General features: G+C 59.7%; 24 protein-coding genes. All 24 read left to right on the top strand.

Annotated elements, in window-relative coordinates; translation table 11 throughout:
• A complete protein-coding gene (gene fusA / locus V5738_RS15115; RefSeq protein ID WP_423821648.1) occupies nt 1-2115 on the top strand; it encodes an elongation factor G in 2115 nt (704 codons plus the stop codon).
• 12 nt (nt 2116-2127) lie between these two features.
• Nucleotides 2128-3318, top strand: coding sequence for an elongation factor Tu (gene tuf, locus V5738_RS15110; RefSeq protein WP_423821647.1), 1191 nt, complete (start codon nt 2128-2130; stop codon nt 3316-3318).
• A gap of 3 nt (nt 3319-3321) precedes the next feature.
• Nucleotides 3322-3636 carry a 30S ribosomal protein S10 gene (gene rpsJ / locus V5738_RS15105; protein WP_353109714.1) on the top strand — a complete coding sequence of 105 codons (315 nt, stop codon included), beginning with the start codon at nt 3322-3324 and terminating at the stop codon, nt 3634-3636.
• 143 nt (nt 3637-3779) lie between these two features.
• Nucleotides 3780-4484 (top strand): 50S ribosomal protein L3, encoded by a 705-nt coding sequence (gene rplC, locus V5738_RS15100; RefSeq protein ID WP_423821646.1) that lies wholly within the window; start codon nt 3780-3782, stop codon nt 4482-4484.
• A 30-nt stretch (nt 4485-4514) separates the two neighbouring features.
• On the top strand, nt 4515-5123 hold the full coding sequence (rplD, locus tag V5738_RS15095; protein WP_423821645.1) for a 50S ribosomal protein L4: 609 nt from the start codon (nt 4515-4517) through the stop codon (nt 5121-5123).
• The gene (gene rplW / locus V5738_RS15090; protein ID WP_423821644.1) at nt 5120-5422 is read left to right on the top strand and encodes a 50S ribosomal protein L23; all 303 of its coding nucleotides are present in this window, start codon (nt 5120-5122) and stop codon (nt 5420-5422) included. The genes rplD and rplW overlap by 4 nt, the downstream gene beginning before the upstream one ends.
• A 22-nt stretch (nt 5423-5444) precedes the next feature.
• Complete coding sequence (rplB, locus tag V5738_RS15085; protein WP_423821643.1) at nt 5445-6281, top strand: 50S ribosomal protein L2; 837 nt, start codon at nt 5445-5447, stop codon at nt 6279-6281.
• A gap of 30 nt (nt 6282-6311) precedes the next feature.
• Nucleotides 6312-6581: a 30S ribosomal protein S19 gene (gene rpsS / locus V5738_RS15080; protein ID WP_423821642.1), complete on the top strand. Its 270-nt coding sequence runs from the start codon at nt 6312-6314 to the stop codon at nt 6579-6581.
• 15 nt (nt 6582-6596) lie between these two features.
• Nucleotides 6597-6929, top strand: a complete 333-nt coding sequence (gene rplV, locus V5738_RS15075) for a 50S ribosomal protein L22 (RefSeq protein WP_423821641.1) — start codon at nt 6597-6599, stop codon at nt 6927-6929.
• Between the two features lie 26 nt (nt 6930-6955).
• On the top strand, nt 6956-7633 hold the full coding sequence (gene rpsC, locus V5738_RS15070; protein ID WP_423821640.1) for a 30S ribosomal protein S3: 678 nt from the start codon (nt 6956-6958) through the stop codon (nt 7631-7633).
• A 6-nt stretch (nt 7634-7639) separates the two neighbouring features.
• On the top strand, nt 7640-8053 hold the full coding sequence (gene rplP, locus V5738_RS15065) for a 50S ribosomal protein L16 (RefSeq protein ID WP_423821639.1): 414 nt from the start codon (nt 7640-7642) through the stop codon (nt 8051-8053).
• Nucleotides 8054-8061: 8 nt separating this feature from the next.
• A complete protein-coding gene (rpmC, locus tag V5738_RS15060) occupies nt 8062-8256 on the top strand; it encodes a 50S ribosomal protein L29 (RefSeq protein WP_423821638.1) in 195 nt (64 codons plus the stop codon).
• Nucleotides 8257-8262: 6 nt separating this feature from the next.
• On the top strand, nt 8263-8562 hold the full coding sequence (gene rpsQ / locus V5738_RS15055) for a 30S ribosomal protein S17 (RefSeq protein WP_423821637.1): 300 nt from the start codon (nt 8263-8265) through the stop codon (nt 8560-8562).
• 9 nt (nt 8563-8571) lie between these two features.
• Nucleotides 8572-8937: a 50S ribosomal protein L14 gene (gene rplN / locus V5738_RS15050; protein WP_423821636.1), complete on the top strand. Its 366-nt coding sequence runs from the start codon at nt 8572-8574 to the stop codon at nt 8935-8937.
• Nucleotides 8934-9266: a 50S ribosomal protein L24 gene (gene rplX / locus V5738_RS15045; protein WP_423821635.1), complete on the top strand. Its 333-nt coding sequence runs from the start codon at nt 8934-8936 to the stop codon at nt 9264-9266. Before rplN ends, rplX begins: the two co-directional genes overlap by 4 nt.
• Nucleotides 9267-9273: 7 nt before the next feature.
• The gene (rplE, locus tag V5738_RS15040) at nt 9274-9837 is read left to right on the top strand and encodes a 50S ribosomal protein L5 (protein WP_423821634.1); all 564 of its coding nucleotides are present in this window, start codon (nt 9274-9276) and stop codon (nt 9835-9837) included.
• A gap of 2 nt (nt 9838-9839) precedes the next feature.
• Entirely contained in the window at nt 9840-10145 is a 306-nt protein-coding gene (rpsN, locus tag V5738_RS15035) for a 30S ribosomal protein S14 (RefSeq protein WP_423821633.1), read from the top strand.
• Nucleotides 10146-10172: 27 nt separating this feature from the next.
• The gene (rpsH, locus tag V5738_RS15030) at nt 10173-10568 is read left to right on the top strand and encodes a 30S ribosomal protein S8 (protein WP_423821632.1); all 396 of its coding nucleotides are present in this window, start codon (nt 10173-10175) and stop codon (nt 10566-10568) included.
• Between the two features lie 25 nt (nt 10569-10593).
• Nucleotides 10594-11124, top strand: coding sequence for a 50S ribosomal protein L6 (rplF, locus tag V5738_RS15025; RefSeq protein WP_423821631.1), 531 nt, complete (start codon nt 10594-10596; stop codon nt 11122-11124).
• Nucleotides 11125-11160: 36 nt separating this feature from the next.
• Entirely contained in the window at nt 11161-11520 is a 360-nt protein-coding gene (gene rplR, locus V5738_RS15020; RefSeq protein ID WP_423821630.1) for a 50S ribosomal protein L18, read from the top strand.
• Nucleotides 11521-11532: 12 nt separating this feature from the next.
• On the top strand, nt 11533-12042 hold the full coding sequence (gene rpsE, locus V5738_RS15015; protein WP_423821629.1) for a 30S ribosomal protein S5: 510 nt from the start codon (nt 11533-11535) through the stop codon (nt 12040-12042).
• A gap of 11 nt (nt 12043-12053) precedes the next feature.
• Nucleotides 12054-12239, top strand: a complete 186-nt coding sequence (gene rpmD, locus V5738_RS15010) for a 50S ribosomal protein L30 (protein WP_423821628.1) — start codon at nt 12054-12056, stop codon at nt 12237-12239.
• Between the two features lies 1 nt (nt 12240).
• Nucleotides 12241-12669 (top strand): 50S ribosomal protein L15, encoded by a 429-nt coding sequence (gene rplO / locus V5738_RS15005; protein WP_423821627.1) that lies wholly within the window; start codon nt 12241-12243, stop codon nt 12667-12669.
• Between the two features lie 2 nt (nt 12670-12671).
• Nucleotides 12672-14021, top strand: a complete 1350-nt coding sequence (secY, locus tag V5738_RS15000) for a preprotein translocase subunit SecY (RefSeq protein ID WP_423821626.1) — start codon at nt 12672-12674, stop codon at nt 14019-14021.
• Nucleotides 14022-14076: the final 55 nt, after the last annotated feature.

Raw genomic sequence — 14076 nt, 5'->3', positions numbered from 1 at the left:
ATGGCCCGTAAGCATCCACTCGAGCGTTATCGCAATATCGGCATCATGGCCCACATCGATGCTGGCAAGACGACGACGACCGAACGTGTTCTGTACTACACCGGTATTTCCCACAAGATGGGCGAGGTGCATGACGGCGCCGCCGTGATGGACTGGATGTCGCAAGAGCAAGAGCGCGGCATCACGATCACCTCGGCTGCGACGACCTGCTTCTGGCAGGGTATGGAGCAGCAGTACCCCGAGCAGTATCGCGTCAACATCATCGACACCCCTGGCCACGTGGACTTCACCATCGAAGTCGAGCGTAGCTTGCGTGTGCTCGACGGCGCGGTTTGTGTGTTGGACGCCAACGCCGGCGTAGAACCGCAAACCGAGACTGTTTGGCGTCAAGCCGACAAGTACCACGTCCCGCGGATTACGTTCGTCAACAAGATGGACAAGCTGGGCGCGGACTACTGGCGTTGCATCGAGATGATGAAGCAGCGTCTGGCCACCTATCCGGTCACGATCCAGCTGCCGATCGGGGCCGAAGACCAGTTCGAGGGCATCGTCGACCTGATCCGCATGCAGGCGATCTACTGGAACCAGGAAGACGCCGGTCGGACCTTCGAAGCACACGATATCCCGGACGATCTCAAGGCTGATGCCCAGAAGTATCGCGACGAGATGATCGAGGCCGCAGCGGAAGCCGACGAAGAGATGATGGAGCTTTATCTCGAAAACGGTGAGCTCACCAACGATCAGATCAAGGCAGGTCTGCGTAAGCGCGTCATTGCTAACGAGATCACCCTTTGCATGTGTGGTACGGCCTTTAAGAATAAGGGCGTGCAGGCGATGTTGGACGCCGTGATCGATTATCTGCCGTCGCCGACTGAGGTGCCGGCAATCAAAGGCCAGGACGCCAACGATCCGGACGTCAGCATCGAGCGTAGCGCCTCCGATAAAGAGCCGTTCGCTGCGCTGGTCTTCAAGATTGCGACCGACCCCTTTGTCGGCTCCCTGTCGTTTATCCGGGTCTACTCGGGTGTGCTGCAGTCGGGTGATTCGATCTACAACCCGATCGAAAACAAGAAAGAGCGTGTCGGCCGGATCCTGCAGATGCACTCCAACTCCCGCGAGGAGATCAAGGAAGTGCGTGCTGGTGATATCGCCGCCGTGGTCGGTCTCAAGAATGTCACCACTGGCTATACGCTGTGCGCGCCGGATTCCCAGGTGATTCTGGAGCGTATGGAGTTTCCGGAGCCGGTGATTGCGGTCGCTGTGGAGCCGAAGTCGAAATCCGACCAGGAAAAGATGGGTGTGGCCCTGTCGAAGTTGGCCCAGGAGGATCCGTCCTTCCGGGTGCGCACCGACGAGGAAACCGCTCAAACCATTATTTCCGGCATGGGTGAGCTGCACCTCGAGATCATCGTCGATCGCATGAAGCGTGAGTTCGGTGTCGAGGCCAATGTCGGTGCGCCTCAGGTCGCCTATCGCGAGACCATCCGCAAGCAGGTTGAGCAGGAAGGCAAATTCGTTCGCCAGTCGGGCGGTCGTGGTCAGTACGGTCATGTCTATCTGCGCATTGAGCCGCAGGAAGAGGCCGGCGCCGGCTACGAATTCGTCAACGCCATCGTGGGTGGCGTGGTGCCGAAGGAATACGTCGGCGCGGTCGATAAGGGTATTCAGGAAGCCATGGCCAACGGTGTGGTCGCCGGCTACCCGATGGTCGATGTCAAGGTTACCCTGTATGACGGCTCGTACCACGATGTTGACTCCAACGAGGCGGCCTTTAAAATAGCCGGCTCGATGGCGTTCAAGGATGGCGCCCGAAAGGCTTCGGCGGTACTGCTGGAGCCAATGATGGACGTCGAGGTAGTGACGCCCGAAGAATACATGGGCGACGTCATGGGCGATCTAAATCGTCGCCGCGGCAATCTGAAAGGCATGGAAGATATCCCGACCGGCAAGCAGATCTCTGCTTCGGTCCCGTTGTCGGAGATGTTCGGTTACGCGACCGATCTGCGCTCGATGAGCCAGGGTCGTGCGACCTACACCATGCAGTTTGACAATTACGCGCAGGCGCCGTCGCATATCGTCGAGGCCCTGACTCGCAATCAACCGGAAAAGGCATAAGAGGAAGTCGCCGTGTCCAAATCAAAATTCGAGCGTAGCAAGCCGCACGTCAACGTCGGCACGATTGGTCACGTGGACCATGGCAAGACGACGCTGACGGCCGCGCTGACGGTGGTATCGAACCGGTTGTTCGGTTCGGAGCTGTCGGCGTTTGACGCAATCGACAAGGCGCCGGAAGAAAAGGCGCGTGGCATCACGATTTCGACATCGCACGTTGAGTACGAGTCGGAAGCGCGCCACTACGCCCACGTGGACTGCCCGGGTCACGCGGACTACGTGAAGAACATGATCACGGGTGCCGCGCAGATGGACGGCGCGATCATGGTCGTGTCCGCTGCTGACGGCCCGATGCCGCAGACGCGCGAGCACATCCTGCTGGCGCGCCAGGTCGGCGTACCGTTCATCGTCGTGTATCTCAACAAGGCCGACATGGTCGACGACGAAGAGCTGATCGAGCTGGTCGAAATGGAAGTCCGCGAGTTGCTGGACGCCTACGACTTCCCGGGCGACGACACGCCGGTCATCGTTGGTTCTGCGCTGAAGGCGCTGGAAGGCGACGAAGGCGAGTACGGCAGCGAGTCGATCGCCAAGCTCGTGCGTGCGATGGACGAATTCATTCCGGATCCCGAGCGTGCCGTGGACGGCGCCTTCCTGATGCCGGTCGAAGACGTCTTCTCGATCTCGGGTCGAGGCACCGTAGCCACGGGTCGTGTCGAGCGCGGCGTGATCAACGTAGGTGACGACATTGAAATCGTGGGCATCAATCCCACGACCAAGACCACCGTCACTGGCGTAGAAATGTTCCGCAAGCTGCTGGACCAGGGCCAGGCGGGCGACAACATCGGCGCGCTGCTGCGTGGCACCAAGCGTGAAGACATCGAGCGTGGTCAGGTGCTGGCCAAGCCCGGTTCGATCACGCCGCACACCAGCTTCGAATGCGAAGTGTACGTGCTGAAGAAAGAAGAGGGCGGTCGTCATACACCGTTCTTCAAGGGCTACCGTCCGCAGTTCTACTTCCGTACGACGGACGTGACGGGTGCTTGCGAACTACCGGCGGACACCGAGATGGTGATGCCGGGGGACAACGTGACAATGAACGTTGAACTGATTCACCCGATCGCGATGGAAGAAGGCCTGCGCTTCGCCATTCGTGAAGGCGGCCGTACCGTAGGTGCGGGCGTCGTGACCAAGATTACGGCTTAAGTCATGGCAGCCAGTCAAAACATTCGTATTCGCCTCAAGGCCTTCGATCACCGGTTGATCGACAAGTCGGCACGGGAAATCGTGGAAACCGCCAAGCGCACCGGCGCCCAGGTCCACGGCCCGATCCCCTTGCCGACGCGCAAAGAGCGCTATACCATTCTGGTCTCGCCGCACGTCAATAAAGACGCTCGGGATCAGTACGAGATCCGCACGCATAAGCGGATGATGGATATTGTCGAACCGACTGAAAAGACGGTCGATGCTTTGATGAAGCTTGATCTTGCTGCGGGCGTCGACGTCCAAATTAAATTGCAGTAAGACGAGACAAATCGGCGCGAGTTTGTTATCATTCGCGCCCCTGATCGCGAGGGCCCGTATCAAGCGGGCCCTTTGCACTGGAACACCATACTTGAACTGTCGCCCCCTCTAGCGAGTGGCGATAAGCGAGAAGGTACTAATAAATGGCTATTGGATTGGTAGGTCGCAAGCGCGGCATGACGCGCGTGTTCGACGACAACGGCGTGTCCGTGCCTGTCACGGTCGTCGAAGTCGAGCCGAATCGCGTGGTCCAGAAAAAAGACGTTGAAACGGACGGTTATCGTTCGCTTCAGGTGACCACGGGCACGCGTCGTGCCAATCGCGTCACCAAGCCCGCTGCTGGTCACTTCAAGAAGGCCGGAGTCGAAGCGGGTCGTGGTCTTTGGGAATTCCGGGTCGACGGCGATTGGCCCAAGGTGGCCGGCGCTGTTGCTGAGCCGGCCGAAGGCGAAGAGCCGGCCGAGGCGGAACAGGTCGAAGTCGAAGTCGGTAGCGAATTGACGGTATCGATTTTCACGGCCGGTGAGTACGTCGACGTCGAGGGTCGTTCGCTCGGTAAAGGTTATGGCGGTGTTATTAAGCGTCATAACTTCCGCTCGCAGCGCTCCACGCACGGTAACTCGAAGGCCCATCGTGCCCCGGGTTCGATTGGTCAAAACCAGTCGCCCGGTCACGTGTTCAAGGGTAAGAAGATGGCGGGCCAGCTCGGTAACGCGCGCACAACGGTGCAAAACCTGGAAGTGGTGCGGGTCGATGAAGAGCGTGGTCTGATTCTCGTGCGCGGCGGTGTGCCGGGTGCGAAGAACGGCGATGTGATTATTCAGCCGGCGGTCAAAAAGGCCGGGTAACGGCGCGCTCGCGAACAGGCAGGTTTAGGCATGGAATTGAATTTCGCAGGCGGCGACAAATCAGTATCGGTTTCCGATGCCGTGTTTGGTCGTCCGTTCAACGAGACGCTGGTACACCAGGTCGTTACGGCTTATTTGGCTGGCGCCCGTGCCGGAACCAAGGCGCAGAAAAATCGCGCCGAGGTCCGGGGTGGTGGTAAGAAGCCCTGGCGGCAGAAAGGCACCGGTCGCGCCCGAGCAGGCACGATCCGTAGCCCGATCTGGGCCGGTGGTGGTACGCATTTTGCGGCGGTGCCGCGCGATCACTCGCAGAAGGTCAATCGCAAAATGTATCGCGCCGGCATGAGCGCGATCGTGTCCGAGCTGATCCGTCAGGATCGTTTCGCGGCAATCAGCGATCTGTCGCTCGACAGCCGTAGCACGAAGGGCTTAGTCAAGGCGCTTGCCGATCAGTCCTGTCAGCCGAAAGGCGTGCTCGTGGTCGCCGAGATCGATGACAAGGTGGGTTATTCGGCGAACAACTTGGTCGGCCTCGAAGTCGTACCGGTAACTGATCTGGATCCGGTTACGTTGGTTGGTGCCGAGAACGTGATGATGACCGAAAGCGCGCTGCAGGCGTTCGAAGGGTGGCTGGCATGAAGCAAGAACGTATTTTCCAGGTTCTCCGCTCGCCGCACGTGTCCGAGAAATCCTCGGTTCAGTCGGAAGCGGCCAACCAGGTCGTCTTCGAGGTTGCCAAGGACGCGAACAAGCACGAAATCGCAGAGGCGGTCGCTTCCTTGTTCGATGTAAAAGTCGTCGGCGTCACGACGCTGAATGTGAAGTCGAAGCAGAAGCGGTTTCGGGGTCAGGCCGGTACGCGCAGTGGCTGGAAAAAAGCCTATGTGACGTTGGCCGAAGGCGACGAGATCGATTTTCTTGACGGCGCCGGGCAGTAGGCGTCCCTAAGGAGCGAAAGTCATGGCACTCAAGAAAGCAAAACCGACATCGGCCGGACGCCGGTTCGTCGTCAGTGTCAAACGCCCGGATCTGCATAATGGCGACCCGCACGAGCCGCTGCTGGTCAAAAAGCACAAGCAGGGTGGGCGCAATACGCACGGTCGGATTACGACCCGTCATCGGGGCGGCGGTCATCGCCAGCACTATCGGCTGATCGATTTCAAGCGCGATAAAGAAGGTGTGCCGGGTCAGGTCGAGCGCCTCGAGTACGACCCGAACCGTAGCGCGAACATCGCGCTGGTGGTCTATGCTGATGGCGAGCGTCGCTATATCATCGCCCCGCGTGGTGTGAAAGCGGGTACGCCGATCATGGCGGGCCCCCAGTCGCCGATCCGCCCGGGTAATGCGATGCCGTTAGCCAGTATTCCGGTCGGCACCACCGTGCATTGTGTTGAAATGCGTCCGGGCAAGGGTGCTCAGATCGCGCGCAGTGCTGGCACCGGTGTGCAGCTTGCAGCCCGCGCCGGCGAATACGCCGTGCTGCGGCTCAAGTCCGGCGAGACCCGTCGCGTGCATGTCAATTGCAAAGCAACGGTCGGTGAAGTCGGCAACAACGAACACAGTCTGCGCCAGCTTGGTAAAGCCGGCGCCACGCGCTGGCGCGGTAAGCGGCCGACGGTTCGTGGTGTAGCCATGAACCCGATCGATCACCCACACGGTGGTGGTGAAGGTCGCACCAGTGGCGGTCGGCATCCGACCAGCCCCTGGGGTTGGAAGACCAAGGGCTTCAAGACTCGCTCGAACAAACGCACCGACGGCATGATCGTTCGTCGAGGCACCAAGCGCAAGAAGCGCTAGGCCGCGCGTCCAACAGGTACGGGATTAGTTATGCCACGTTCGATTAAAAAAGGTCCTTTCGTCGACCTGCACCTCCTCAAGAAGGTCGAGGCGGCGCAAGGGCAAAGCACGAAGCGTCCGATCAAGACCTGGTCACGCCGGTCGATGGTCACGCCCGACATGATCGGTCTGACGATCGCCGTTCACAACGGCCGTCAACATGTGCCGGTATTCGTGTCGGAAAACATGGTCGGCCACAAGCTGGGTGAGTTTTCGCCGTCGCGGACCTTCAAGGGTCACCTCGGCGATCGCAAGGGCTAAGGCGGAGAGATCGAGATGGAATCTGTCGCAAAATTGCGTTTCGCACGGATCTCGGCGCAGAAAGTGCGTCTCGTCGCCGATGAAGTGCGTGGCATGCCGGTCGAGAGAGCGCTCGAAGTGCTCGAGTTCTCGACCAAAAAGGCCTCCGGTATCGTGCGCAAGGTGCTCGAATCGGCCGTGGCCAATGCCGAGCACAACGAGGGTGCCGACATCGACGAGCTGAAGATCGCGACCATCATGGTCGACGAAGGCCCGACGATGAAGCGTATGAAGCCGCGTGCCCGCGGTAGCGCCGACCGCATTCTCAAGCGGACGAGTCACGTCACCATTCGTGTGGCCGACCGCTAGTCGGTCCAACGAAAGCGGATATAGATATGGGTCATAAAGTTCATCCCGTTGGGTTCCGTCTCGGTATTACGAGCGAGTGGAGCTCGCGTTGGTATGCCGAAGGCAGTGGTTACAGCGACGCGCTGAATAACGATTTGGCTGTTCGCGATTATATTCGCGGGCGTCTGTCGCATGCATCGGTCAGTCGCATTCAGATCGATCGGCCGGCCCGCTCGGCTCGCATCACGATCCATACGGCACGCCCGGGGATCGTGATCGGCAAGAAGGGCGAGGATATCGACAAACTTCGTGCTGCAGTGTCCGAGCGCATGGGCGTTCCGGTACATCTGTCGGTCGAAGAGATTCGTCGCCCCGAGCTGGATGCCTACCTGGTCGCTCAGAATATTGCGCAACAGCTTGAGCGCCGAATCATGTTCCGTCGTGCGATGAAGCGCGCTGTCGGTAACGCGATGCGCCTTGGTGCGGGTGGTATTCGGGTCAACGCCGCTGGTCGTCTTAACGGTGCCGAGATCGCGCGTACCGAATGGTATCGCGACGGCCGTGTGCCGCTGCATACGCTGCGTGCCGATATCGATTACGGCCTGGCGGAAGCCAAGACGACCTATGGCGTCATCGGCGTTAAGGTCTGGATCTTCAAAGGTGAGGTGTTCGACACCGAGCCGCGTGTCGAAGAAAGCGCCGAGTCCGGCGCTGCAGCGGGGTAAGCCGATATGTTGCAACCCAAGCGAGTCAAGTTCCGGAAGGTGCAGAAAGGCCGCAACCGCGGTCTGGCACAGCGCGGTAACGAAGTCAGCTTTGGCGAATACGGGCTCAAGGCAATCGAGCGCGGCCGCCTGACGGCGCGCCAGATCGAGGCCGCTCGTCGCGCCATGACCCGTCATATTCGTCGTGGCGGCAAGACCTGGATCCGCGTGTTCCCGGACAAGCCGGTCACCAAGAAGCCCATCGAAGTCCGTATGGGTAAGGGTAAGGGCAACGTCGAATTCTGGGTGGCCAAAGTCCAGCCCGGTTCGATGCTCTACGAGATGGAAGGCGTGAGCCGTGAGGTCGCGCAGGAAGCGTTCCGGCTGGCGGCATCGAAGCTGCCGGTCAAGACCGCTTTCGTCGAACGCAAGATCATGTAGAGGCGATGATGAAAGCGACAGAACTGCGAGAAAAATCGACCGAAGATCTGAACAGCGAACTGCTTGCGCTTCGCCGCGAACAGTTTAATCTGCGCATGCAGCAGGCCAGTGGCCAGCTTTCGCAGACCCATCAGTTCGGTCGCATTCGGCGTGATATCGCCCGTATCAAGACCGTGCTCAACGAAGCGCGTAATCAGGGTTAATCAGCGATGAGCGATACCAACAATCCAGCCGAGAGCAGCGGTAAAAGCAAGCGCGCCGTGATTGGCCGAGTCGTTAGCAATGCGATGGACAAAACCATCGTAGTGTCGATCGAGCGGCACACGCAGCATTCGCTCTATGGCAAGTACATCAAGCGGAGCACGCGACTCAAGGTCCACGATGCCGACAACGTCTGCAACGTGGGCGACTGGGTCGAGATCGTCGAGTGCCGTCCGGTGTCCCGTAACAAATCGTGGTCGCTTAGCCGTGTCGTCGACAAGGCAGGCGAGTTCGATACCGCAGGGTAGCAATACGTCATGATTCAGACAGAATCGGAACTCAGTGCGGCCGACAACAGCGGCGCTCGACGCGTTCAGTGCATTAAAGTGCTGGGCGGCTCGCATCGACGCTACGCTCGAGTCGGTGACATCATCAAGGTCACCGTAAAGGACGCGATCCCGCGTGGCCGTGTCAAAAAGGGCGAAGTGATGAACGCCGTAGTCGTTCGGACCAAGCGCGGTGTACGGCGCATGGACGGCTCGGTGATCCGCTTCGATAACAACGCGGCCGTGCTGCTCAACAACAACAACGAGCCGATCGGTACCCGTATTTTCGGGCCGGTGACTCGTGAGCTGCGCGCCAAGTTCATGCGCATCATTTCGCTCGCGCCGGAGGTGCTATGAGCTCGAAAAAGATTCGCAACGGCGACGAAGTGGTCGTGATGTCGGGCAAGGACCGCGGTCGTCGCGGTACCGTGACCCGTGTGATGGCCGGTGACAAAGTCGTCGTTGAAGGCATCAACGTTGCCAAAAAGCACGTTCGTCCCGACCCGAACCAGGGTGTTCAGGGTGGCATCGAGGAACGCGAGATGCCGCTACACGTCTCGAACGTGATGCTGTACAACCCGCAGACCGAAAAAGGTGAGCGGGTCGGTTTCAAATGGCTGGGCGAAGGCGCCGACCGTCGCAAGGTCCGCGTGTTCAGGTCGTCCGGCGAACAAGTGGACGCGTAGGCGAGTCATGGAAAACGCTAATCAGACAATCGCGCCGCGGTTGAAAGCCGTGTACAACGACCGCATTGTCGGCGAGCTGGTCGAGAAATTCGGCTACAGCAGCCCGATGGCAGCGCCGCGTATCGCGAAGGTCACGCTCAATATGGGCGTGGGCGAAGCGGTCTCGGATCGCAAAGTGATCGATTCGGCCATGGCGGACATGGAAAAGATTGCCGGTCAAAAGCCGATCATCACCCGTGCCCGCAAGTCGATCGCGGGTTTCAAAATCCGCGAAGGCTGGCCAATCGGTTGCAAAGTGACGCTGCGTCAGGCCCGCATGTACGAGTTTCTGGACCGCTTGGTCAATGTGACCTTGCCCCGAATCCGAGACTTTCGCGGTCTCAATCCGCGGGCTTTCGACGGTCGTGGTAACTACAGTCTGGGTCTCAAAGAACAGATCGTGTTCCCGGAGATCGACTACGACCGCGTAGATACTTTGCGTGGCATGGACATCGTGATCACGACGTCGGCCACCAATGATGACGAAGGGCGGGCCCTACTCGAAGGGTTCAACTTCCCCTTCCGGAGATAGTTATGGCGAAAAAAAGCATGATTGCGCGTGATGAGAAGCGCAAGAAAATCGTAGCCAAGTACGCGGCCAAGCGTGAGGCGATCAAGGCGCGCATGAACGATGCGGAAGCCACGCCGGAAGAGCGCTACGCCGCTGCGTTGGAACTGCAGGCGCTGCCGCGCGATGCCAGTCCGACCCGTGTGACGCGACGCTGCCGTGCGACTGGACGTCCGAAAGGCGTTTATCGCAAGTTCGGTCTGTCGCGCAATAAGCTCCGTGAAGCGGCGATGCGGGGCGAAGTGCCCGGCCTCGTGCTCTCGTCCTGGTAGTTCACAGTTAATTAGGTATCGGTACGCATGAGTATGACTGACCCCATCGCCGACATGCTGACCCGTATTCGTAACGGGCAGTCGGCGGATAAGGAAAGCGTGGAAATGCCCTCCTCGAAGCTCAAGCTCGCGATTGCGAAGGTGCTCGAGGCAGAAGGCTACATTTCGGGCTTCGAAACCCGCGAAGTGGACGGCAAGCCGCGTCTGCGCGTTGGCCTGAAGTACTTCCAAGGCCATGGTGTGATCGAGTATATCGAGCGCGCCTCCAAGCCTGGTCTTCGACTGTATTGCGGCAAGCAGGAAGTGCCGGAAGTCGTCGGTGGCCTAGGTATTTCTATCATCTCGACGTCGCAGGGTGTGATGTCCGACCGGGCGGCCCGCGAGGCCGGTCACGGCGGCGAAGTCCTCTGCTACGTATCGTAGCGGCCAGCCGACGAGGAGCGAGTTTATGTCTCGAGTAGCCAAAGCCCCCGTCACGCTGCCCAGCGGCGTGGAGTGCGTTGTTAACGGTCGCGAAGTCACCGTCAAAGGCAAGGGCGGTGAATTGCTGTTCCGGTTGCCGACCGGTGTCGAAGTCGAAGTCGAGGACGGTGCCGCGCGTGCCAAACCGGTTGGCCGCCAGCCGAACATGGCAATGGCCGGAACGGTCCGCGCCACGGTGGCCAATATGGTGCGCGGTGTGTCGGAAGGCTTCGAGCGCAAGTTGCAGCTGGAAGGCGTCGGTTACCGTGCTCAGGCCCAGGGCAACAAGGTGAACTTGTCGCTTGGCCTGTCGCACCCGGTCGTCTATGAGATGCCGCAGGGCGTCACGGTCGAAACGCCGAGCGCGACCGAGATCGTGCTCAAGGGCGCGGATAAGCAAGTCGTTGGCCAGGCTGCGGCCGAGATCCGCGCCTACCGGCCGCCGGAGCCTTACAAGGGTAAGGGCATTCGGTATGACGACGAGCGCATCGTGCGCAAAGACGCCAAGAAGAAGTAGCGCGTTCTCGCCTACATCAACGGATTCAGGATCGTTATGCACAAGAAAACGGTTTCTCGTCTACGGCGCGCACGCCGGGCTCGCATGCACATGCGCAACCTCGGTGCGCATCGTCTGTCGGTACATCGCACGCCAAAGCATATTTATGCCCAGATCGTGTCGCCCGATGGAGGGCGCACGCTGGTGGCGGCATCGACCAACGAGCGAGATCTGCGTGGGCAGTTGTCCGGCCATGGTGGCAACAAGGACGCCGCTCAGTTTATCGGCCGCACCATCGCCGAACGCGCCAAGGCCGCGGGCATTCAGGAGGTCGCCTTCGATCGCTCGGGCTTTGCCTATCACGGCCGGATCAAGGCGCTGGCCGACGCGGCCCGCGACAATGGCCTGCAGTTCTAACGGATACGAGACATGGCAACACGTAACGAACAACGCACCGAAGGCGACCTGCTCGAGAAGCTGGTCACCGTCAATCGCGTCGCCAAAGTGGTCAAAGGCGGCCGTCAATTCGGCTTCACCGCGCTGACGGTGGTCGGCGACGGCGAAGGCCGCGTCGGTTTCGGTTATGGCAAGGCACGTGAAGTGCCGCTGGCGATCGCCAAAGCGATGGAAGCTGCCCGCAAGAGCATGGTTCGAGTCCAGGTTAAAGACGGATCGACCTTGCAGCACGCCATCGTCGGCCGCCACGGCTCGAGCAAAGTGATCATGCGTCCGGCCTCGGAAGGTACGGGCGTCATCGCCGGCGGCGGCATGCGCGCTGTATTTGAAGTTGCAGGCGTGAACAACGTGCTGTGCAAGAGCTACGGATCGCGCAATCCGATCAACTTGGTGCGTGCGACCATCAATGGTCTGCGCGACATGCATGATCCGGAGTTCATTGCTGCCAAGCGCGGCAAGTCCGTCGAAGAAATCACGGCTTAAACGAGGCGGTCATGGCAGACAAGCGGATTAAAGTAACGCTGATCAAGAGCCCCATCGGCCGTGTGGAGCGCCATCGCGCCTGCGTCCGCGGCCTGGGTCTGCGTCGTGTGAACCATTCGGTTGAAGTGGCCGATACGCCCGAAAACCGCGGCATGATCAACAAAGTCGCGGATATGCTCGCGGTCGAGGAGGTCTGAAATGAAACTCAATGACTTGCATTACAGCAAGGGTTCCCGCCCGACGGCCAAGCGCGTCGGTCGTGGTCCGGGTTCGGATCTCGGCAAGACGGCCGGCCGCGGTCATAAGGGCCAGCATGCCCGCAGTGGCGGCTACAAGAAGGTCGGCTTCGAAGGCGGCCAGATGCCGTTGCAGCGCCGTATTCCGAAACGCGGCTTCAAGGCCCCGGATACCGCAACCTATGAAGTGCGGCTCGATACGCTCGGCAAATTGTCGGGCGATGTCGACCTGGCCACGCTCAAGGAAGCCGGCGTCGTACCGCGACAGGCCCGTAAGGCGAAGGTGATCGCCTCGGGTGAGTTGACCAGCGTGGTCACGCTCAAGGGCGTCGGTGCGAGTGCAGGTGCGCGCCAGGCGATCGAATCGGCAGGCGGCTCGGTCGCTAAATAGTTATGGCCAAGCGGTCCAACAATCCGGGCGGCGGCGGTGGCATGATGCCGAACGCCGGCAATCTCACCGAGATCAGGCAGCGTTTGCTGTTCCTGCTCGGTGCGTTGGTCGTGTTCCGTATCGGCAGTTTCATCCCGGTGCCGGGAATCGATCCTGCCGAGCTAGCGCGTTTATTCGAGCAGCAATCGGGCACGATTCTTGATGTCGGCGTAATGTTTACCGGCGGCGCGCTTAAGCGTCTGTCGATATTCGCACTAGGTGTGATGCCGTATATCTCGGCATCGATCATCATGCAGCTGCTGACCGCAACGATTCCGACGCTCAAAGAGCTGAAGAAGGAAGGCGAGTCTGGTCGTCGTAAGATCACCCAGTACACCCGTTACGGGACTGTGGTACTGGCAAGCTTCCAGTCGATCGGGACCGGGATAGCGCTCTGGAACCAAGGTATCGCGCTGAATGGCGTGAGCGAGTTCGAGTTCATCTTCACAACGGCGGTCACGTTGACGACGGGCGCGTTGTTCTTGATGTGGCTCGGCGAACAGGTGACCGAGCGCGGTATCGGTAACGGCATTTCGATGCTGATCTTCTCTGCGATCGTCGCAGGGTTGCCGTCGGCGATCGGGGGTACTCTAGATCTGGTACGTACCGGGGAGTTGAGTTTCTTCTTCGTGGTCGCGCTGTTCGTGGGCGCACTTGCCGTGTTGGCTTTCGTGGTGTTTGTCGAGCGCGCGCAACGACGTATTCCGGTACATCATGCGCAACGACAGAGTGGGCGTCGGATGTATTCGGCCCAGACTCAGCATCTGCCGTTGAAGCTGAACATGGCCGGCGTGATTCCACCGATCTTCGCCTCGAGCATCATTTTGTTCCCGGCGACGGTGATTCGCTTTCTTGGCGAAGGCGGTAGCGTTGCCAACTGGGTATCGAACGCGATTGCCCCAGGACAGCCGCTTTATGTGCTGTTCTATTCGGGCATGATCATTTTCTTCTGTTTCTTCTATACCGCGTTGGTCTTCGATTCGCGCGAGACAGCAGAAAATCTTAAGAAGTCAGGCGCGTTCATTCCTGGTGTTCGGCCAGGCGTACAAACAGCCAATTACATCGATACCGTGCTCACCCGACTAACAGTCGCCGGTGCGGTGTATGTCACTTTGGTCTGTTTGCTGCCTGAACTTCTGATTCTGAAGTACAACGTGCCGTTCTATTTCGGTGGTACGTCGCTTCTGATCATCGTGGTCGTGGTCATGGATTTCATGGCCCAGCTTCAAGCCCATCTGATGTCGCATCAGTACGAAGGTTTGATGCGCAAGAACAACCTGAAGTCCGGTGGTCGCGCAGGGATGCTGCGTTAGCAGCGTCCTTGCCGACTTCGGCTGGTACGTGACGACTGTCACAGTAGAGGAACGA

The organism is Salinisphaera sp. SPP-AMP-43 (assembly GCF_049568105.1).
Classification (GTDB): Bacteria; Pseudomonadota; Gammaproteobacteria; order Nevskiales; family Salinisphaeraceae; genus Salinisphaera.
This window is presented reverse-complemented; position numbering and strand designations above follow the sequence as displayed.